This is a genomic window from Brakhagea baltica, from assembly GCF_052161605.1.
In the GTDB taxonomy this organism is placed as follows: Bacteria; Planctomycetota; Planctomycetia; order Pirellulales; family Pirellulaceae; genus JBKCUI01.
The window spans coordinates 446,225-467,324 of sequence record NZ_CP197409.1 but is presented as its reverse complement, the minus strand read 5'-3'; the positions used below and the strand labels follow the sequence as shown (position 1 = coordinate 467,324).

Annotated in this window: 12 protein-coding genes; 9 read left to right on the top strand and 3 right to left on the bottom strand. The window is 50.8% G+C overall.

The features are described 5' to 3' along the window. Positions 1 to 98 precede the first annotated feature (98 nt). Positions 99 to 2,417 (top strand): ABC transporter permease, encoded by a 2,319-nt coding sequence (locus tag SH449x_RS01850; protein ID WP_482379615.1) that lies wholly within the window; start codon positions 99 to 101, stop codon positions 2,415 to 2,417. 319 nt (positions 2,418 to 2,736) lie between these two features. On the opposite strand, the gene pepF is transcribed toward SH449x_RS01850, so the two are convergent. Beyond that, positions 2,737 to 4,536 carry an oligoendopeptidase F gene (gene pepF / locus SH449x_RS01845; RefSeq protein WP_482379614.1) on the bottom strand — a complete coding sequence of 600 codons (1,800 nt, stop codon included), beginning with the start codon at positions 4,534 to 4,536 and terminating at the stop codon, positions 2,737 to 2,739. Positions 4,537 to 4,834: 298 nt separating this feature from the next. Here pepF and ilvD point away from each other — a divergent pair, with 298 nt between their 5' ends. The 5 genes from ilvD to SH449x_RS01820 all read left to right on the top strand — a co-directional run bounded on the left by ilvD (position 4,835) and on the right by SH449x_RS01820 (position 12,483). Beyond that, on the top strand, positions 4,835 to 6,517 hold the full coding sequence (ilvD, locus tag SH449x_RS01840; RefSeq protein WP_482379613.1) for a dihydroxy-acid dehydratase: 1,683 nt from the start codon (positions 4,835 to 4,837) through the stop codon (positions 6,515 to 6,517). 56 nt (positions 6,518 to 6,573) lie between these two features. Continuing rightward, a complete protein-coding gene (locus tag SH449x_RS01835; RefSeq protein WP_482379612.1) occupies positions 6,574 to 8,211 on the top strand; it encodes an FAD-dependent oxidoreductase in 1,638 nt (545 codons plus the stop codon). A gap of 241 nt (positions 8,212 to 8,452) precedes the next feature. Continuing rightward, a complete protein-coding gene (locus SH449x_RS01830) occupies positions 8,453 to 9,910 on the top strand; it encodes a DEAD/DEAH box helicase (protein WP_482379611.1) in 1,458 nt (485 codons plus the stop codon). Continuing rightward, on the top strand, positions 9,855 to 11,054 hold the full coding sequence (locus SH449x_RS01825) for a DUF790 family protein (protein ID WP_482379610.1): 1,200 nt from the start codon (positions 9,855 to 9,857) through the stop codon (positions 11,052 to 11,054). Before SH449x_RS01830 ends, SH449x_RS01825 begins: the two co-directional genes overlap by 56 nt. Before the next feature lie 433 nt (positions 11,055 to 11,487). Then, positions 11,488 to 12,483, top strand: coding sequence for an alpha/beta hydrolase (locus SH449x_RS01820; RefSeq protein ID WP_482381869.1), 996 nt, complete (start codon positions 11,488 to 11,490; stop codon positions 12,481 to 12,483). Here SH449x_RS01820 and SH449x_RS01815 read toward each other — a convergent pair. Beyond that, positions 12,439 to 13,245, bottom strand: coding sequence for a DUF3050 domain-containing protein (locus SH449x_RS01815; protein WP_482379609.1), 807 nt, complete (start codon positions 13,243 to 13,245; stop codon positions 12,439 to 12,441). The genes SH449x_RS01820 and SH449x_RS01815 overlap by 45 nt on opposite strands. Before the next feature lie 425 nt (positions 13,246 to 13,670). On the opposite strand from SH449x_RS01815, the gene SH449x_RS01810 reads away from it, so the two are divergent. Then, positions 13,671 to 14,882 carry a S1C family serine protease gene (locus tag SH449x_RS01810; RefSeq protein WP_482379608.1) on the top strand — a complete coding sequence of 404 codons (1,212 nt, stop codon included), beginning with the start codon at positions 13,671 to 13,673 and terminating at the stop codon, positions 14,880 to 14,882. Positions 14,883 to 14,922: 40 nt separating this feature from the next. On the opposite strand, the gene SH449x_RS01805 is transcribed toward SH449x_RS01810, so the two are convergent. Continuing rightward, a complete protein-coding gene (locus tag SH449x_RS01805; protein WP_482379607.1) occupies positions 14,923 to 15,495 on the bottom strand; it encodes a hypothetical protein in 573 nt (190 codons plus the stop codon). A gap of 238 nt (positions 15,496 to 15,733) precedes the next feature. Between SH449x_RS01805 and SH449x_RS01800 the strand changes: the two genes are divergently transcribed. Together SH449x_RS01800 and SH449x_RS01795 are read left to right on the top strand one after the other, a co-directional pair. Next, positions 15,734 to 18,145: an alpha/beta hydrolase family protein gene (locus tag SH449x_RS01800; protein ID WP_482379606.1), complete on the top strand. Its 2,412-nt coding sequence runs from the start codon at positions 15,734 to 15,736 to the stop codon at positions 18,143 to 18,145. A gap of 125 nt (positions 18,146 to 18,270) precedes the next feature. After that, complete coding sequence (locus tag SH449x_RS01795) at positions 18,271 to 21,099, top strand: PSD1 and planctomycete cytochrome C domain-containing protein (RefSeq protein WP_482379605.1); 2,829 nt, start codon at positions 18,271 to 18,273, stop codon at positions 21,097 to 21,099. Position 21,100: the final 1 nt, after the last annotated feature.

Sequence of the window (21,100 nt, the reverse complement as noted above, 5' to 3'; positions counted from 1 at the left end):
GGGACGGAATCACCGTCGTACCGTCCGCTTATCATTCCCGTTGATTCGGGCCACCAACAAGACACAAGTCTCTTCTTCACGACTTATTAGCCTCACACATGAAACCATACTTCGCGGTCCTTTTTGATAGTTTCTTGGAATCGACTCGCTCTTACGTGCTTTGGATCCTGCTCGCCGCATGGACACTGCTCCTGGCGTTGCTCTTTCCACTGCATTTCACCTCTGCTGAGTCCTACCAGATCATCGGCACCAGCTTTCGCTCCGATTCGAGCGCGGGCAATATCATGGACGCGTTGGCTGAAGCCTCAGCCGGGAAAGGATCACGGGCTCAAAAGGCAGTTTATGCTCGTCTTTCCGAATCGTTCCAGAAAATTATGAAGGATCGCAAGGAAACGAAGCGACGGGTAGCGGTCGGGTTGCTGATCAGCGAATTCAACGACTTGCTAAAGCTGCCTGACCTCTACTCTGAAGAAGCCTGGCCAAATATAAAAAAACTCAACAAGTACAACGATCTTGTTGAAAAAGAGAACTTGTCCGAGGTCGAACTAGAACGACTGAATCGCAAGTTGTTGGATTCCGCGTTTCCGTCCACGTTGAACTCCCCCGAAGGACGTGCAACATGGATCGCATACGCAGGGATCAAACTGGGGAACCCACTCCCGTTCACTAAGGAGATGGCCAAACCATTCATTGAACAAGGTTTCTATCCACTGATCATGTGGATCGGTCTGAGCTTTGTCATGCTGTTTGTTTCGTTGACGATAACTAGCGCTCTCATACCGGATTTGTTTCAGCCTGGATCGTTGCATTTGCTGCTGAGCAAACCCATCTCCCGCAGTCTATTGTTCCTGACGAAGTACCTAGGTGGGTGTGTTTTCGTCGCGTTGAACGTAACCTACGTACTAGTCGGCTTGTATCTCTATTCAGGTCTTCAATTAGAGATTTGGAATAATGGAATTCTCAAGTGCATTCCCTTGTTCATATTTTCCTTTCTGGTTTACTACGCGGTTTCTTGTTTAGCGGGATTGATCTGGCGAAACGCGATCATCAGTGTCGTGGTTACGACATTATTCTGGGGTCTCTGCTTTGTGCTGGGATTCGTGTACTCGTATTTTAACAATGCCGTTGAAATCAAGCCGTCCATTCGAGGAATTCATGTGGTAAATGACTCGATCTGGGCACGCACCAACAGCGGTAGACTTCTTTGCTGGGATAAATCTACCAATCGCTGGCAATCAGCATTCGGAGAACGAGACGACCAGCGACTCCTAGGACCGGTGGCCATCGCCTCGCAAAAATCCTTGTACTTCGCCAGGACAGAGAATCTTCCGTTTGGTTTAGGGGGCCGGGAAAATATGCGATTCGATATCGTGAAGATTCCCGATGCCTACGACCCCACTGACCAGACCTTTACCACTCCTCAATGGGCTGATAGCCGTTTGGACAGTGGGGCCAATCTACCCAAATCCGCAGAGTATCTGATACCCTGGGGGGACACGCTGGCTGTTATGACTCCGAACGGTTTGTACGTCTTTGATCCGACCAAAGACCGACCTATTGAGAATCGATTTGAAGGTATCACGAATATGCTTCAAAACTTTGGCGTAAAACCTCCCAAGGAGGAGTCATTCAAGCAGGTGATCAAAGATTTAGAGTTGACACGTCCATTCGACTGGGCCGTTTCGAACACTAGAAATACTGTCGTCGCGTACAGTAAGGGAGAAGCGATCGTTTGGAAACTAAATCCCGAAACAGGTGATTACACCGAAGCCTGGCGCAAAACGTTCGAATTCGAAAAGGAACTCCTCACCATTGTCGGATGCAGCGACTCCACAATCCTTGTTTGTCCCGAGGGTTTGGTGCCTATGGCTATCGATTCGGATCAGCCAGACTCGAGTCGGAGCTTGGACACCATCGGCAAAGCCAGAGTAAGACAAGTTTTGAGCGGACCTGCCGACCAAATCGTTCTATTGGATTACAACAAAAATGTTTGGCTGATGAACGCCAACGCCACCGAAATATCAAAGCCCAAGTTAACGGGACAGGGAGAAGCATTGTCAGCCTCATGGGGAGACGACGGAAAGCTGTGGGTCGCCTACAGAGTTAAGAATCTGGCGGCATGGGATTTAAACACAAACTCTGTAACTCAGAACCTGACACCGCGATCTACGATTACCGATCTAATCTACCAATGGGTGATGCGTCCCATGTACATCGTTGCCCAAAGGCCGGCAGAGCTTGAAGATTTGCAGGAAATTTTGGTGAAGAACGCGACCAAATCGATGGCGATTACCAGAAACGACATGGATTTGATCGATCAAGAAAAGAAAACTGGTACCTCCATCGTTAGCAACCTGATCTTTGTAACCGTTCTGCTGAGCATATGTTGCCTGTATCTCTACAGGCAAGATTTGTGATGCGTTTAGGGTAGGTGTTCCGAGCATAAGTCGTCCCTGCAGCCGGCATATAGAAATCTACCGCAGGTTGCTGCGATGGCCTCATTCGCAAATGTGAGGGTAGCGGCGCAAGCCGTACGGTGACGTGCACACGGAGCGAGCCTGAAGTCGCCTCTGGCGACTTCAGACACAGGGCAGGGACACTGAGATTGCCGGGCAGGCTGATGGGCGGTGAACGCGTTGAAGCCCTAACGTGGAGCTTGCGCTCCTACGCTACTATTGGCTTCGCGACGCGAAGCGGACCTTAAACGATTCAGAACTTTTTCATAAACCTCCCGCCTTACAGCAAGCTATCGAGTTCCTCGACCAGCTTGCTAAATTCGGAAAGTGCGGTTTCTACTGGTTCTGGTTTGCTCATGTCGACACCTGCCCCGCGAAGCAGATCAAGTGGATCCTTGGAGCAGCCACCTTTTAAGAAGCTCATGTATTCCTCGAGCTCTTGCGGTCCGCCGTTCAGGACACGACGCGAAAGTGCGATCGCGGCCGAAAGCCCCGTTGAATACTTGTACACGTAAAATGCATTATAGAAGTGCGGGATGCGGAAACACTCGAGCGATAGTTCTTCATCTAAAGAGAATTCCGGCCCAAAGTACGCTTCCAGCAGTTTGCGATAAACGCTCTTGATCGATTCCACGGTGAGCGGTTCGCCCGCTTCGGCCATTTCATGCACAATCTTCTCGAACTCTGAAAACATCGTCTGCCGAACAATCGTAGCCCGTATGCTGTCCACTTCATGATTGATGAGCGAGGCTCGCTCTTCGCGAGTTTCGGCCCTATCGATCAAATACTTGGCGAGCAATTGCTCGTTGAACGTCGAGGCAACCTCAGCGACAAATATCGTATAGTTATAGTAGTGAAATGGCTGCGAGCTCGAAGAATAGTACGTGTGCATCGAATGCCCCGCTTCATGTGTCAGGGTGAAAACGTCATTCAGCACGGTTGGCTTGTAGTTCATCAGGATGTAAGGTACGCCCCTGTATGTGCCACTGCTGAAGGCACCGCTTCGCTTTCCTTGATTCGGATAACGATCACACCAGCGTCCGCGCAAACCATCCTCAAGCGTGCTGCAATATTCGCTTCCCATGGGACGCAATGACTCGATCACCACATCGACCGCTTGGTCCCAGGTGTAGTGCGTTTCCCGGTCCGCCAAGATTGGCACATACGTGTCGTAATGATGAATTTTTTCCAAGCCCATTTTGCGTCGTCGCATATCAAAGTAGCGATGAACCGACGGAAGATGGTTGTGCACTGCTTGGATCAAATTGTCATAAACATCGACCGGGACATTGTCCGCAAATAGTGAGGACTCTCTCGCACTCGGATAGTTTCTTGCTCGGGCGTAATAAACATCGGTATGGACACTACCTGTCAAGGTGGCAGCAAGAGTGTTCTCGTGCGCCCCAAACTGTTGATAATAATGATGAAAAGCAGTTTTTCGGACTTCACGATTTGGAGATACCAGGAACGAACTGAACGACGAGTTGGTTAGCTCGACCTCGACTCCTTTTTCATTCTTGATTTTGCCGAACTTTAGATCCGCATCATTGAGTTGCCGAAATACTTTGCTAGCGGTTTGAGCCATCTCACCTTGCATGGCAAGCAGCTTTTCTTCGGGTTCGGCTAGCGTATGAGCACGGAAGCGGTTGATTCGTTCCACAACCAGTCGATAGGGTTCCAAAGCTGGTGATTCGACAAATGTTTGCAACGTTTCTTGTGGAATTGCCAAGATTTCGGGGCGGATGAAGCTGGCCGCTTGCCCTGCCTTGGTCGCAATACTGTAATAGCGAGCCATGTAGCCCTGATAGTGACTATTGCCCTGATCCTCACTGGTCTTCAACGAAGCGAAAACTCCGATTCGCTCGGACAAGCGATCGACTTTGCAGTCGTACTCGAGGCACTGAGCAAGCGTTTCTGCCGACTCGCCGAGCTTGCCGCGAAAGGCCTCGAACCCACCAATAAGGGACTCGAACTCATTGAGTGCCGTTTCCCATGCCGCGTCGGTTGGGAAGAGAACGGTCAAATCCCAAGTATCCGCGAGGGGAACTTCGGAGCGTTTCGGATTATCAGCTTTGGTCATGTTGAGTCAGCAATAAAAGATGGGAGAACTTTACAGAATCATCAGTGTAGCAAATCCTAGATAAACCTCGCCACTCCAACTGTGCCGCTCAAGAGCTCAGCAGGCTCGCCTTACGGGATCGCCGCGATTCAATTACAATCGCGTCAACGTTACTAAGCCTGGTTTACGTTACTAAGCCAGGATTACAGTGCAACCGATGTTCCGGCGGCTTAGGGCAATATCCGGACGTAACGTTTCGAGAAAAACGTAACAACTGTTTAAAAACATCTAGTAAATTCGTTAGACAAACCAATCCATTATGCAATCCCAGCCTCTCAACAAATACTCCTCACGAATCACGCAACCCAAGAGCCAGGGGGCCTCGCAAGCGATGCTGTACGGAACCGGCATGACCCCTGAGGACATGAACAAAGGGCAAGTAGGCATCGGAAGCGTTTGGTACGAAGGCAATACCTGCAACATGCATCTCCTGGACTTGGCAATGCATGTCAAGAAAGCCGTTGTGAACGAAGGATTGGTCGGTATGCGGTTTAACACCGTTGGCGTTAGCGATGGTATCAGCATGGGGACCGAGGGAATGTCCTATTCTCTCCAATCCCGGGATCTGATTGCAGACTCAATCGAAACGATCATGGGTGCACAATGGTACGATGGCTTGATCGCCTTACCTGGTTGCGACAAAAACATGCCTGGCTGTCTCATCGCGATGGGGCGGTTGAATCGTCCAGCCTTGATGGTTTATGGCGGCACGATCCGTGCTGGAAAATGGAACGGCCACTCGTTGGACATCGTTTCTGCATTCCAGTGCTATGGCCAATACATTTCAGGGCAAATCGACGAAGAAACGCGAGCCAACATTGTCCGAAACTCTTGCCCCGGTGCGGGCGCATGCGGTGGAATGTACACAGCCAACACCATGGCCTCTGCCATCGAAGCCTTGGGAATGGCGTTGCCATATTCGGCCTCAATCCCTGCTGAAGATCCGGCCAAGATCGATGAGTGCGCTAGAGCCGCGAAAGCAATCCGCCACTTGATGGAGCAGGATATAAAGCCTCGAGACATCATGACGAGGCAAGCGTTTGAGAACGCGATGGTCATCGTCATTGCTCTCGGTGGAAGCACCAATGCCGTACTACACTTGATTGCCATGGCCCGCAGTGTCGGTATTGATCTGACGATCCAAGATTTCCAAAAGGTCAGCGATCGCGTCCCTTTCTTGGCCGATCTCAAGCCATCGGGCAAATTCGTTCAAGAGGATTTGCACTCGATCGGTGGTACCCCCGCGGTCCTCAAGTACCTGCTCGCGGAGGGCTTCATCGATGGTTCTTGCTTGACGGTTACAGGCAAGACGCTGGCCGAGAATCTAGAATCGCTACCTGGTCTTAAAGAGGGGCAAAAGATTGTTCAACCAGTCAGTGCACCGATCAAACCGACAGGACACATTCAAATCCTGTTCGGAAATCTGGCCCCCGAAGGATCGGTCGCGAAAATAACCGGAAAAGAGGGGCTTAAGTTTGTAGGCCCTGCTAAATGCTTTGATAGCGAAGAGCTGATGCTGGCAGCGCTCGAGGAGAAGAAGATTGCCAAAGGTGATGTTATCCTCATTCGCTACGAAGGCCCAAAGGGTGGACCCGGCATGCCAGAAATGCTTACCCCGACCTCCGCCATCATGGGTGCTGGGCTCGGTTCGGATGTTGCCTTGCTAACGGACGGGCGTTTTTCGGGGGGGTCGCACGGGTTCATTGTTGGTCACATCACTCCTGAGGCGCAGGTGGGCGGCCCTTTCGCCTTGGTCGAGGATGGAGATATTGTAACCATTGATGCCGATAACAACCGTTTGGATGTCGCCGTGGACGAACAAACCTTAGCCAAAAGAAAGGCTGCTTGGGTTGCTCCGCCATTAAAAGCAACTCGCGGCACGCTGTATAAATACATCAAGAACGTCAAGAGCGCGAGCGAAGGCTGCGTTACAGACGAGTAGCATGGCTTGGCATTTATGAACCTTGAACGCCTGAATAGTACGATAGGGATGTTGGAATGAGAATTGTTATTGTTGGGGGTGTGGCTGGTGGAGCATCAGCGGCCGCGCGAGCTAGGCGTTTGGATGAGACTGCCGAGATCGTTCTCTTGGAACGCGGGCAATACGTTTCGTTTGCAAATTGCGGTCTCCCCTACTACGTAGGAGATGAGATCAAGTCGCGAGATAAGCTCATTGTTACAAGTCCCGAGAGACTTCGTGAGCGTTTTCGGATCAATGTCCAAACTGGCTGCAACGCTGTTGAGATTGATCGCGCCAACAAATCGGTCGTTGTTCAAAAGCAGGGGACGAACGAACTTGTCCGGCAACCGTACGACAAACTCATTCTTTCTCCCGGTGCCTCTCCGTTCTTGCCACCCATTCCTGGAGTCAATGCCCCGAATGTTGTCACGTTGCGAACGCTTGATGACGTAGATCGAATTCGTTCCCGCGTCGATTCGGGAATCCAGCACGTCATAGTCGTCGGCGCAGGCTTTATCGGCTTGGAAATGGTAGAAAATCTCGTTCATCGCAACGTGAAGGTTACGCTGCTCGAGCTTGCCGATCAATTGCTACCGGTGATGGATCGAGAGATGACATCCCCGATTATGGCTGAGTTAAAGGCAAAGGGCGTCGATGTTCGCTTGTCGACTACCATCTCAGAAATCGAATCGCAACCCGATCGGCTAACGGCGAAACTCAGCGACGGGGCGTCCGTGGATTGCAACATGATCCTTTTTGGAATCGGAGTGAGACCTGAGAATAAACTCGCGATCGATTCAGGACTGGCGGTTGGTCCTCGTGGGGGGATTGTTACCAATGCCAGCATGCAAACCTCCGACCCTGATATTTATGCGGTCGGCGATGCGATTGAAACCGAAGATTTTGTTCTCAAAACGCGGGCTCAAGTCCCCCTGGCAGGACCGGCGAATCGGCAGGGTCGGTTGGCTGTCGATCACATCTACGGACGGAGTGTCAAATTTCGAGGGACGCAAGCCACCGCAATTGTTCGCGCCTTCAATGTAGTAGTCGCGTCGACCGGCGCGAGCGAGAAAACTTTAAAACGTGAAGGACGAGCATTCGAAAAGGTTTACCTGCATCCAGCCAATCACGCTGGTTACTATCCTGGAGCACAGGGAATGTCGATCAAACTCTTTTTTGCCCCAAGTGATGGCAAGGTTTTGGGAGCGCAGATCGTGGGGGGGGATGGGGTCGATAAGCGAATCGATGTGCTTGCGATGGCCATCCAAGCAGGAATGAATGTGTTCGACTTAGAAGAAGCCGAACTCGCTTATGCACCGCAGTTTGGATCAGCGAAGGATCCAATCAACATGGCTGGCTTTATTGCCGCTGGCGTCGTTCGAGGCGACCATCCGATTATTCATGTCGACCAACTCGAGAAAGCCAGTTCGGTTTACTTGATCGATGTTAGAACCGAGGACGAATTCAAGATGGGGTCGATTCCTGGTGCCCAGTGGATTTCGGTCGATCATCTGCGAGATCGCCTTGCGGAAATTCCGAAAGAACGCCAGGTGGTGGTTTTCTGCCAAGTCGGACAGCGAGGCTACATCGCAACCAGAATTCTGACACAATCCGGCTTCGAAGTTAGAAATCTTTCAGGCGGTTATAAAGCTTATCGACTTTACCATCCTAGTTGAGGTGTCTGGTCATCGGATGTTTATCTAAATCCACAAAGTGAACGTGATATCTGGTGAAACCTTTGCAACACCAGCCTTTGATGGGACCGGAATGTACTTGCGAACCGACACGCAATTGTTGAAAATGGTCGACTCGAACAGTTTTTAGAGAACTGTCCGATTATCGAAAGTTAGATCACCCAGTATCTCCAGACGCTAGCGGAATGTCAGCCGGACTGAACTCGCCAAAGGTATGCGTGTCATGGAATTGGACAGTTGCCCTGAAACACCTGACGATCTCTCCTATCTTGAGTTCGACGAGGGAACGTTAACGCTTGATCGTTGGAGTGGGCCTCAGATCGATGCATTCTTTGGGCGGAAAGTTTGGACCTGGGACGAACGCGCCCAACTTTGGAGAACAACGGCTCAAAATTATGCTCTGGTACGGAAGACGCTTCGAGATGGATTGGGCGAAGCACCTCTAGGCGTAATCGATTGCGTTCCGAGATGGCAAGCTGTCGTCTTTAGCAAAGATGATACGAAAACACTTCGATCAGAACAGATGCAAGCTCTCGACGCATGGACGACAAAAGAGTCGGGGATCATTATCATGCCGACTGGTACTGGCAAAACTGAAGTGGCATTGCAGGCTATGAAACGCAGCCGTTGCAGTACGTTGATAGTCGCGCCGATACGAGACTTGATGTACCAATGGCATCGAAGAATTTTGCATGGGTTCGGATATGATGCAGGCATTATCGGCGACAACACTTTTAATGTGAAACCGATTTCCGTAACCACCTACGATAGCGCATGCATTCACATGCCAAAGCTTGGAGATCGATTTCAGTTTTTGGTTTTCGACGAGTGTCATCACTTACCTGGCGCCATCCGATCCGATGCCGCTCGCATGAGTATCGCAACCAAGCGGCTTGGGTTGACCGCAACATTGGACCAAAGTTCCGCTAAGTTTGTGTCTTTATGCGAACTCGTTGGCCCAGTCGTGTACAAACTGTCGATCCAAGAGGTACGTGGTAAGAGCTTAGCAGATTATGATGTATTTCGAGTGCGCGTGCATCTTCAAGCTCATGAAAGACAACGATACGATGAGCTAGCCACCACGGTTGCAATGTACGTTTACGAACGCCGCCAAGAGGATGAATACTTCCAGTGGCAGCAACTTTATACAGAAGCCGCAGAGGATGCTCGAGCCAATCGAATTTTGATGGCCCATCGTGAGAAACAAGCCATCGAGGATCGTGCTGCGGAAAAGTTGCGCGTCATCGACGATCTATTAAGTCTGCACCATGGAACACCGATCATTATCTTCGCGGGATCGAACAAGATGGCTCGCGAGGTTTCCATGCGTTTCCTGATTCCTTGTTTATTGAGCCATTGCGGTAAGAAAGAGCGGCTGGATTATTTAGATGGTCTCAGAGATGGAATTTACCCCGCGTTGGTCGCGAATCAGATCCTGGATGAGGGAGTTGATATTCCAGCAGTCAAAGTTGCGATTATCATTGGCGGTTTAGCTTCGAATCGTCAATCACAGCAGAGGCTTGGAAGAATCCTAAGAAAGACTGGTAACGAACGAGCGATTCTTTACGAAGTCGTGTGCCAGGACACGAACGAAGTTACCAAATCCAGGAAACGTCGGAAGAACGATGCTTACGCGAGAACTCGCCATTTCAAAAATCGTCCGCCGACAGATCATTCCTGATCGTTTGACTAGAGCGACGCATGCCGAGTACGGACCGCTGTCCGAGGAGCTTGTTGCTGTCTATGAATCAGGAGCAGGTAAAAAGCGTGGCGTGCTGCACAAGCAAGTCCGTGATCTACTTATCAAGCTACCTCAATGCCCCCCCAAGCGAATCGATGCCTTTTGCAAGCTTCTCGATGAGCGATGCGAATACGTCACCGATTCGAAGGGGGAATCTGCCAAGCTAAGACGCGAAGTCTTTCGGCTTGCCTCCAAGTATCAGCCGATAACGAGTCAGCGATCAGCCTTGTCCGGCACGTTAGAATCTGAAGCCAAACAGAGGATTGCGGCGGAGCTCAATCGCTCGTGGCAGGACATAGCCGACCACATGTTTTTGGACTTACCTGAGAATCACACGTTAAAGGCATTTCGCAAATTCGACAGACCTATGGGGCTCTTGGCTCGTTACAACGTAGCTCAAACACAAGTAGTGCTTTACGACGCGGTGTCTCTCGAGATCCAGGCGAGTAGTGACTTAAAGCAAATCATCCGGTTTGCCAAACTAGCTAGGTTGATGCATCGGATCCACCGAGATGGAAATGGGTATCGCATTGAGTTAGATGGTCCTGCCTCATTGTTGCAACGAACGACACGCTATGGGGTCGCCATGGCGAGATTTTTGCCCGGCTTGTTGTCATGCAAAGGCTGGTCGGCCAATGCTGTGCTCAAGAAGCCCAAGTGGGGACAGTTGAACTTTCATTTAGATGATCGCAGTGGATTGACATCCGAAGTAGAGCCAGACAGCGAGTTTGATTCGCAGTTAGAAGAGACGTTTTTCCAAGACTGGGAGCAATCGGAAACTCGCGGATGGACATTGCAGAGGGAATCGGAAATTCTTCACTCTGGGCAGCAGGTATTCATTCCGGATTTTGTTGCTCAAAACCTGTCGGGACATCGCATTTTGATCGAAATTGTAGGGTTCTGGACTCCAGAGTATTTGAGTCACAAAAAGAAAACTATCGAGCAGTTCCGAGCCCACAAGATTGTGCTATTGGTCCAAGCTCAATCGTCAGCTAAGTTTGAGGCCTTGGGAACCCAAAGACTGATGGAGTACAAAACAAAGATCGTTATCAGCAAACTTGTCGACTTACTCGAGTCTTTGTAATCGTTTTGAAGGTTTGGAAGCTTATGCCCCGAAACACACGAGGGGAGCGTAACGGCGTAAGCCATACGGTGTCGGGCGATGCGAAGCGAGCCGGGAGTCCCCTTCAGCGTCGAAACCTAAATAATACCGGGTGAGGGGGAATTGTTGGGTATGTTGATGGGCGGTGATGACGTTGGAGCCCTTGCGGAGGGCTAGAGCCCGTTCCGCTAGGATTGGCATCGCTAAGCAATGCGGTCCTAAGTTGAGTTGGTAGTTTTTCCTATGCAGCTCTGCTAAACTGAGGGTTTGGCATGAACGGGGAGACGCATCCGCCAACCCTCCCGTCGCCGATTGACCGATCTCAAATCAAGAGCACCTCTCCATGAAAATCACACCACGTTTGTTACACTCTTTTTGCCAAGCTACCGTGACGGTAGTATTCTCCGCAGGTTTGATGTACTCAGCCCCCCTCACACAGGATGAGTACACGGAAGCACCGGGCACCGAGGGCAACGGTAACTTCGAAGTGGGGCCGGAGTTTGTAAAGGACAAAGACCTTACCGATCTGGGAAATCCGAAAGGTAAGACGTTCGAGTTCAAAATGAAGCTTGCTGATAGCAATATCTTCAAGGGGGATGACGCTACGTTAAACCGACGCAAAGAAGTTCGCAAGGAGCGGAAGATCTTTGTCTATGTACCGGCAGCGTATCAAGATGGCCACAAAGCTCCGATCATGGTCATGCATGATGGCCCGAGCCAACTGAATCTTGTTCGGAACGCGCTCGACAACCTGACGATTTCAGAAGATCCCAATAGGCGTCTTCCGGCGTTTATCGCAATTTCGGTTGAGAATGGCGGCAACGATGGAAAAGGAAGCCAAAGGGGCCTCGAATACGATACTATGTCCGATCGAGAAGCTCGCTTTATCAACGATGAGGTCCTGCCTGCTGTCCTCGACAATCCTGAAATCCGGGCGGCCTTTCCCAATCTAGCTTTCACCGATAATCCATGGGGGCGAGCTGTAATGGGATGTAGTTCCGGCGGGGCAGCGGCCTTGACCATGGGGTGGTTTCGGCCCGATCTGTTCCGAAGAATCATTACTTACTCCGGCACCTTTGTGGATCAGCAATCTGATAATGCGCCAGAAGAAGCGATCTATCCTCTGGGTGCGTGGGAATACCACTCAAGTATGAAGCTGATTGAGAATAGCGATAAGAAGCCGCTTCGGATCTTCACACACGTTTCGGAGTTCGATCTCCGCGCGAACGATCCTGAAGAGACCTACCATAACTGGGTCATGGCGAATCGTCGGACTGCCGACGCCCTCAAAGCAAAAGGCTATGACTATCGCTTTGTCTACAGCTATAACTCCAAGCACTGCGACGGCAATGTTTACGAACACACTTTAGCCGACACATTGGTTTGGATGTGGCGAGGTTACCACGACTGAGATAGCTTGGTGCAAGCTATCCCATAGTCTCAAGCGATGCTCAAGGGCCTGAGTTGCAGACCTTTGGGCGAGTTCCCAACGAGCGGGATCGTCTCCGCAGAGATGGCAAACCAACTGCTCCGCAAGGGGGCCATGAACGTCGCCATCTAGGCCGATATGGCGTTCCAGGTAGTAGCGAAACATCGAGATCTCACCGTTTGTTTTCTCGTCAATTCCCTCGACGATCTGTCCAAAAACATCTGGTAGTAGATTCTCGCGTCCATAGGTAAACGCCGATACGATCTGAACAGGGTCACCCGTTCGAATCACGGAGAACGTATGCCTTACAAATTCGCTAACAGCATCTGATGCACCAATACGAGTCAACGCGTCATCAACAGTGGTGCCGTCTGCAACAATTTGCACAAACGCGTCAATTCGCTGAGTGTTAGCTCCGCAATTCTTCATGGCTCGCAGGTAAAGTTCGAAGTGGCTTGCGTAACCACCTTCTCCATCTTCATCGGTCTCCTCCTCAAGGATGATTTCGTGAATCATTCTTGCCACTTTTGCGTCCCCACAAGGCACCCAAGGAATCGAAGTGCCACAATAAATGGATTGCAGGCTCTTAATCAGCGACATAAAGTCCCAGACTGCGAAAACATGATGCTCCATAAAAATACGCAAAGCATCGAGGTCACGTAGACAGGTATAGAGAGGGTGCCGAAGCAATTGGAGTCGTAACGGTTCTATCGAGTGAAGGAGGTCGTTTTTATTCGAAGTCATGATGCAATTCCCAGCTTTAAGATCGATGCAAAAATTGGAGTCGAAGGATTCTATTCACTGACAAGCCCTCCTGACAGACAAAAACTCGTTACCTGCTCCGTGGAATCATAAGTCTCGACGGGTGGCCAGAAACAGAAGTGACCACCCGGGAATGTCCCGTCGGGCGTTCTGCTAAAGCCATTCTGCCTGTACGGTCGGTACAGGTGGCACGATCCGAATCATCAGTTTGTATCTCACTTCTGTCGCAACTGACCATCAACCGGCCCTTTTCTGAGCATTCAACCGGTAGAGACAGCATTTCTTTCGACTTCGTGACCGAAATCATGATTAAGGAGCGGTTTTCGTCCCCTCTCCTCTCCCTACGATCTACATTTCTGGCGGTCTTCACGCGACCCATCCAAAAGAAGGCGATTCAGAGCGATCCTATGAAATTAAGATTCCTTGACCACTCCAAGAGAACGCAACTTTCTTCATGGCTCACTCTCGGTTTAATTTTTGCTGGAGCCTCATCCAGCAATGCACAGCAGGCACCCTTCCCGCCAAGGGGTACCGAGCAAATTCCAATTTCCGTTCGTAAACCTGCTGATTTTTACTCGAGCCAAAGTCGAGACGAGCAGTATGCCCAAATCAGTCAAGAGGTGGAGATCCTCGAGCGTCAACAATCGCTTCTCAGACGCGTCGTTAAGCTGGTTGCTCCAACCGTCGTTCACATTGAAGCTATCAAAGAAGAACCCGCTCCGGAACGAGGAACATTCAAGTCAGCGTCGCCCAAACGCATTGAGGAAGCAGGCTCCGGCTTTATCACTAAGATCGCTAAGAGCACAGTCATTCTGACCAATCGTCACGTTGTTCATGGTGCTCCCCTACACAGCATTCGCATTGAAACTTCAGACGGTGGACAAATAAGCCCACGCCGGGTTCTCGAAGACCCCTCGACGGACATTGCAGTTTTAGATGTAGAAGGAATCGACCTTCCAGCAGCCCGAATCGCAGATAGTCGTAACGTCGATATTGGCGACTATGTTTTTGCCGTTGGTAGCCCTTTTGGACTCAATCATTCGGTGAGTTACGGCATAGTCAGTGCCAAGGGGCGTCGCAATCTAGAGCTAGGATCAAAAGCGATCGTATTCCAGGATTTCATCCAAACAGATGCAGCCATCAACCCCGGCAACAGCGGTGGCCCACTGATGAACTTGCGAGGAGAGGTCATAGGAATCAACACGGCGATCGCTAGCAACAGCGGTGGGAGCGAGGGAATCGGCTTCGCGATTCCCATCAATATTGCGATGAATGTTGCTCAACAACTAGTAGAACGTGGGGGTATCCAGCGTTCCTATCTGGGAGTCAGTGTAGACCCCGTTTTTAACAATCCGGCTCGTTCCATCCCCGGATCTCCGAGGCCGAAAGGTGCCTTTGTAAAGATCGTCCGTCCGAACAGCCCTGCGGAGCAAGTTGGGCTTAAGTACGGTGACGTCATCCTGGAATTTGACGGCAACATTGTCGATAACGACGAGCATCTAGTACAGCTTGTAGGACTAACCTGCACTGACCGACCTGTCGAAGTGCTCTTCATCCGAGATGGAGAGCAATACAAGCTTAACGTCTCGCTAATTCCCCTCACGACAAACCAAAGGTAAGTCTCAAAGTTTGCCCTCGGCTGATCGGTACTGTCGAGTGCTAGCCCATATTATTGGGACGTCGTGGCATTTTACGCGGAAAGGGAAGCTCCTCACGCTCGGGCAGTTCCAATCCCGTCTCCATCTCCCATTGTTCTCGCTCAACGTCTGTTGCATAGTACTTGAGCCAACAATCCATGTCATTCTCCTCGAGGCAATGCCAATGCAAGAAATTGCGATGGTCAGCGATCCTCTTTTCGAATGAGGGTAAAATATCTCTCGCGATCAGGCAGTACAGTTGTCGATCGCTTAGATGATCCGTTAAGTCAAGAACCACTCGTTGATCGTAAAGCTGCTCTATGGTCTGCCACAGGATCGAGTGAACTTGCCCGTCGGTCAAATGCTCGGGGTTCGGCAATTTTAGTTCTGGCTCGAACCACTGGCTGATAGGCAGCGTCGGTGCTCGCTCCCACGCAAGTATCGAGGCCAAAAATTCGTTCTCTTCAGCGAGAGACATGTGTTGTAAGCTGACCAAATCCACCGATTCGTCAAGGTAGGGTTCTAACTCATCGCGCAATTGTGCGTTTCGGAGAAGCAGGTCAACTTCGGTTTCGGCTGGTAGCGATTGAGACATACGCAATACGTTCCTGTAGTGGATTCACGATGGGCAGATCAACCCGCTCGTGGTTTTGACTCCATCCAATGTATCCAGGACCCATTGGCTGTTAAAGAAGCGACTTGAACAAATTCGATTTTGTCAAAGAGATTCGCAGAAAGAAATACTTAGAAGCCTGAGAACCCATACCATTTACCGAAAGGACTCGTCATAATCGGATTATTCGGTAAAGTCACCCATCACGATTGTTTTGATCATGAAACTTATTGCCATTTTCGCATTTCTTAGCACGGCTGCAATGAACTTGAGTCCCACTTTCGCCAACGATGGCTACCTGCTTCCTCCTAAAGAGATCGTCGATATCATCGACGCCAAGCCAGAACCTACCCTTTCACTCAGCCCGGACTCCCGCTGGCTCGTTTTTCTCGAGCGCGATGCTATGCCCGAGATCGAGGATTTGGCACGAAGAGCGGTTCCGCTTGCAGGCATGCGAATCGATCCCGCCAACAACAGCTCTTTTCAAACAAGCTTCTACCGTGGTCTGTCGATTCGGCTACTAGAAAAACCAGACGCTGCGCCGGTAACAATTCCGATAGATGCCCCTGTCAAGATCTCGAGCTTGAGCTGGTCCCATACTTCCGATTGCCTTGTCTACGTCGTTCAGCGGGATGCGAATCAAGAACTATGGTGGATGTCCGTAGAGGAGCCTAATTGTCCGATTTTGCTAACCGATCGTTTATCCACAGTGCTATTCGAATTCGAGTGGATGCCCGACGGCAAAAGCGTACTCTGTGCAACTGTACCCACCGCGCGAGGAGAAGAGCCTGCCAAGCCTCGCGCTCCAGTGGGGCCAACGGTTCAAGAATCGTTCGGCAATAAATCACCCGCGCGAACGTTTCAGAACTTGCTGACAAATCCACACGATGAAGAGTTGTTTGACTATTTTGGTAAGGTGCAATTAGCTGTTCTCACTCCAAACCAACCCGCACGATGGATCGGCAAACCAGCCATTCTTTTAGATGCTGACGCTTCACCCGATGGCTCGCTATTCCTAACAACAGCCCTTGCGAAACCGTACTCGTATCAGTTAACGGTCGGCTCGTTCCCAAAAACGATCAGCGTGGTGGATTGGAGCGGCGACGAAGTCTATCGAGTTGCCGATGTGCCTCTCGAAGAAAATATTCCCATCGAAGGTGTTCGACTCGGACGAAGAGCGATTCGTTGGGACCCGCACGCCCCTGCAACCTTGGTCTGGACAGAAGCACTAGACGAAGGAGATCCCAAGAACAAAGTTCCTTTCCGTGAACAACTTAAACGACTGGCTGCGCCTTTTCAATCTCCGCCTGAACTGCTAGTAAAAGTTGAGCATCGGTTTTCAGGAGGCACCTTCTTTTCAGATCCTGGTTTGATGATGACAACAGAGTACGATCGGGATCGCCGCTGGATCAGATCGTTGCTCTACCAAGCGAACCAATACGACGCTCCGCCGAGAACCATCATCGATCGCAACCAGCGGGATGCCTACGGAGATCCAGGGCGAATGATTACCAAGCCTAACGAAAACGGCGCACCAGTGGTTATCCAAGATGGCGATTGGGTTTACATGGCCGGTGCAGGTGCAAGCCCGGAGGGTAACCTGCCTTTTCTTGACCGGAAGAATTTAGTTACCCTGGAAACCGAACGCCTTTGGAGGTGCGCACCTGGCACGCTCGAAAGTGTCGTAACCGTCATACCGGGATCCTCGAGCCATGCTCCACGGTTTATTACTCGTCGCGAATCGACTACCACGCCGCCAAACTATTTCCTGAAAGACTTATCGGACAACTCGGAAATCGCGTTGACCGATTTTCAAGATCCAACGCCACAAGTGCGAAAGATTAGCAAACAGGTCGTCAAGTACCAACGCGCCGATGGTGTGCCTTTGTCCGCAACACTTTATTTGCCAGCAGACTATAAACCGGGAACCAAGCTACCTCTATTGGTTTGGGCGTATCCGCTCGAATTCAATGATGCGGCGACGGCTGGACAAGTGTCCGCAACTCCCTCATCTTTCACCCGAATCAGTGGTATAAGCCATCTTTCCTTGCTGACCCAAGGGTATGCGATCATGGACAACGCCACCATGCCCATCATTGGCGACCCTGAGACCATGAACGATACCTTTATCGAGCAAATCGTTGACGCAGCGCAAGCGGCCATCGATCATGCTGTCGAACTCGGAGTGGCAGATCGAAATCGCGTCGCTGTGGGAGGACATAGCTACGGAGCGTTTATGACCGCGAACCTCCTCGCGCACAGCGACTTGTTCAAGGCCGGGATCGCGCGAAGCGGAGCATACAACCGAACGCTAACTCCCTTTGGATTCCAATCGGAACGTCGCCCCATATGGGATGCCAAGGAGGTGTACGAAAAGGTTTCTCCCTTCATGTATGCAGATCGAATCAAGGCTCCTATCTTGTTGATACACGGGGAAGATGACAACAATTCCGGGACTTTCCCAATCCAATCGCAACGGATGTACCAAGCAGTAAAAGGCAATGGCGGGAACACTCGATTGGTCATGCTACCCTACGAGAGTCATGGTTACGTCGCGCGCCAATCTGTGCTTCACACCCACGCTGAGATGGTTCTGTGGCTGAATAAGTACGTCCGTGATGCAGAACTTTAGTGAGCGGGAAGGACAATGGGGAGCGATTTTTGGTCTTATTCGCCCCCTTCGGAATGCTCGGGATGTTATAATGTCGCGGTTAATTACCCGCCTCGAACACCTGCCATACCCCTCCTACTTGTCTCATGGTTCGTGCTACGATTGTCGCTTCCATCGCCAACGTTTGCTTTGCAGCATGCATGAGTCTACTGTCGGCCCAAGAGCCCGTGACTGTAGATTTTGTGAAAGACGTTCGCCCCATTTTTCAGGAGCATTGCTATGCTTGCCACTCCGGAGATCAGCCTAGTAGCAGTCTTAGACTGGACCATAAAGCATCGGCTTTCTCGGGAGGTGAACTCTATGGGACCAAGTTGATTCAGGAGAGTTCCGATGATAGCCTCTTGTTGCAAGTTATAAGTGACCAGTCGCACGAAACTCACATGCCTCCCGATGGCCCGCCATTATCGCCCGACGAGATCGACATCATCAGACGATGGCTCGAACAAGGAGCTCAATGGCCAGATGGTATCGACGAAGTCGAGATAGCTGATCCTCTCGATCACTGGGCATTTCAGCCTCCCAGAGACACGACGGTAGCAAGTCTGCTAGGAGATTGGTCTAAGCACGGGCAGTTTATGGCACGGGCTCGTTCACCGTTAGATTTGTTCATCGCCAAGCAACTCGACAACGTGGGGCTGAAGCATAGCCCCGAGGCCTCGCGCCGCGCTTGGCTCAAAAGAGTCACCCTGGACCTCACTGGTCTACCACCTTCATGGGACGAGATAGTCGCATTCGATTCGTCCACAGATGCTGACGCGTATGAACAAGTTGTGGAGCGGTTGTTGGCGTCTCCTCGTTATGGCGAGCGGTTTGCGCAGCATTGGCTTGACGTCGTGCGGTATGCTGATACCCATGGTTTTGAAGTCAATACGGAACGTCCGAATGCCTGGCCCTACCGCGATTATGTCATTGAGTCATTTAACAACGACACTCCCTACGATTCGTTTATCCAACAACAAATTGCGGGGGATTCGACCGGCCATGATGCAGCGACCGGGTTCTTGATCACTGCTTCCGTTTTACTGCCTGGCCAGATTGGACAGGATGAGCCATCCAAACGACTGGCTCGCCAAGATGCCTTGGATGAAATCGTGGTCAACATAGGCCAAACGTTCCTCGGTCTTTCCATTGGCTGTGCACGTTGTCACAACCACAAATTCGATCCCGTAAGTCAGGTCGATTACTTTGGCATGCAAGCTTTTGTAGCCGGTGTCGAATATGAGGATAGGATCATAAAGGATGCAGATGCTGACGAGCGAGCCTCTGATCTTCGAGTCAGATTCGCGGAACTCAATCGTCGCTTAGCCGAGCATGTTCCGCTCTTCCAATCTGGTGCTCAACGTCCTTCCGTCAACGCACGCCACAACATTGATCGTTTTCCGTCTCGTCGCGTCGATCGCGTTCGCTTTACCGTACTGGCGACCAATCGACTTGAGCCATGCATTGATGAGCTTCAAATTTTCGACTCCCATGGAATGAACGTTGCTCGGGCGACTGATAGGGTAAAGGTGATTGCATCTGGCAGCAATACCACGCCAGATCGCCATGAATTGCGATTTGTTAACGACGGGCAGTTTGGCAATTCTAGAAGCTGGATGTCTAATGAAGTTGGTGGTGGCTGGATCGAAATCCAACTAGGAGAAGCGACCGAGGTAGAGCGAGTCGATTGGGGACGCGATCGTTTTCGCGAGTACTCTGATCGACTCCCGATTCAGTACCGGATCGAAGGAGCATTGGGTGACGATAACTGGTTTTTGCTAAGTGATCATACCGATCGTGCGCAGTACGATGAGGGCGGGCCGCAGTATCCAATCATCCAGGTGGAAGGATTGCAATCGAGTGAACTTCAAATCGATGTCATGCAGCAAGAGTACGACGTAATTCTCGCAGAGATCCGCAGCAATCCCGACGGCGGACGTCCCGTTTTTGCAGGTGTTTTTCGAAATCCAGACGACATTCGATTGTTGCGTCGCGGCGATCCAGAGCAACCGCAGCAACCCGTTCCCCCATCTATTCCAAACATCTTTGGTAACTTGGGTTTGGATTCGGCTGTGAGCGAAATCGAGCGACGGAGGACATTGGCAGCATGGATCGCGAGCAAAGAAAATCCGTTGACTGCTCGTGTCATGGTGAATCGAATTTGGCAATCTCACTTTGGTGTGGGCCTTGTGGAAACCTCAAACGATTTCGGTCGCAATGGCAGCCCCCCCTCTCATCTGGAACTTTTAGATTATCTTGCTGATCGGTTTCAGCGTTCGGGATGGTCGATCAAAGCCATGCACCGGGAGATCGTGCTTTCGTCAACCTATCGTCAAAGCTCGGTCCCGCATGAGGCGGGAAACAATCTGGACTCCGAGGTCCGTCTGTTGTGGCGTTACCCGATGCGTCGCCTGGAAGGTGAAACGCTACGAGACTCGTTGCTGGCATCGACCGGACAATTATCTTTGACCATGGGAGGCTCTGGCTTTGACCTATTTGATAAGCGAGGTGGCTTAACAGGTTTCGAACCGATTGAGAAACTTCTCGGGACCAATAACAGGAGGATGATTTTTGCGCATAGGGTACGCAGGGAACGAGACGCGGTATTCGGTGCATTCGATTGTCCTGACGGAGGACAGAGTTTACCGATACGTCGAGAGTCCACGACACCCATTCAAGCGTTAAATCTCCTGAATAGTTCCATTGTTCTAGAAGTGTCATCGAGCTTAGACAAATCCATTGTGTCTTCATCAACTAGCGATGCGGTGGATTCAGATAAAACTGTGAGTAACATTTCAGAGATCTATAAACGCATACTTGGTCGATTTCCTTCAGCTCAAGAGATCGAGATCGCACGTCCCTACGTGAGTCAGCATGGTTTGGCGTTGCTTTGTCGAGCGTTGTTTAATAGCAACGAGTACTTGTACCTTCATTAGC

What these genes read in the sequence shown, in the direction of transcription:
- SH449x_RS01825 (WP_482379610.1), top strand. Translation starts at nt 9,855, where the DNA reads ATGCTTACGCGAGAACTCGCCATTTCAAAAATCGTCCGCCGACAGATC.
- SH449x_RS01815 (WP_482379609.1), bottom strand. Translation starts at nt 13,245, where the DNA reads ATGACTTCGAATAAAAACGACCTCCTTCACTCGATAGAACCGTTACGA.
- SH449x_RS01835 (WP_482379612.1), top strand. Translation starts at nt 6,574, where the DNA reads ATGAGAATTGTTATTGTTGGGGGTGTGGCTGGTGGAGCATCAGCGGCC.
- SH449x_RS01820 (WP_482381869.1), top strand. Translation starts at nt 11,488, where the DNA reads ATGTACTCAGCCCCCCTCACACAGGATGAGTACACGGAAGCACCGGGC.
- SH449x_RS01850 (WP_482379615.1), top strand. Translation starts at nt 99, where the DNA reads ATGAAACCATACTTCGCGGTCCTTTTTGATAGTTTCTTGGAATCGACT.
- SH449x_RS01830 (WP_482379611.1), top strand. Translation starts at nt 8,453, where the DNA reads ATGGAATTGGACAGTTGCCCTGAAACACCTGACGATCTCTCCTATCTT.
- ilvD (WP_482379613.1), top strand. Translation starts at nt 4,835, where the DNA reads ATGCAATCCCAGCCTCTCAACAAATACTCCTCACGAATCACGCAACCC.
- SH449x_RS01800 (WP_482379606.1), top strand. Translation starts at nt 15,734, where the DNA reads ATGAAACTTATTGCCATTTTCGCATTTCTTAGCACGGCTGCAATGAAC.
- pepF (WP_482379614.1), bottom strand. Translation starts at nt 4,536, where the DNA reads ATGACCAAAGCTGATAATCCGAAACGCTCCGAAGTTCCCCTCGCGGAT.
- SH449x_RS01810 (WP_482379608.1), top strand. Translation starts at nt 13,671, where the DNA reads ATGAAATTAAGATTCCTTGACCACTCCAAGAGAACGCAACTTTCTTCA.
- SH449x_RS01805 (WP_482379607.1), bottom strand. Translation starts at nt 15,495, where the DNA reads ATGTCTCAATCGCTACCAGCCGAAACCGAAGTTGACCTGCTTCTCCGA.
- SH449x_RS01795 (WP_482379605.1), top strand. Translation starts at nt 18,271, where the DNA reads ATGGTTCGTGCTACGATTGTCGCTTCCATCGCCAACGTTTGCTTTGCA.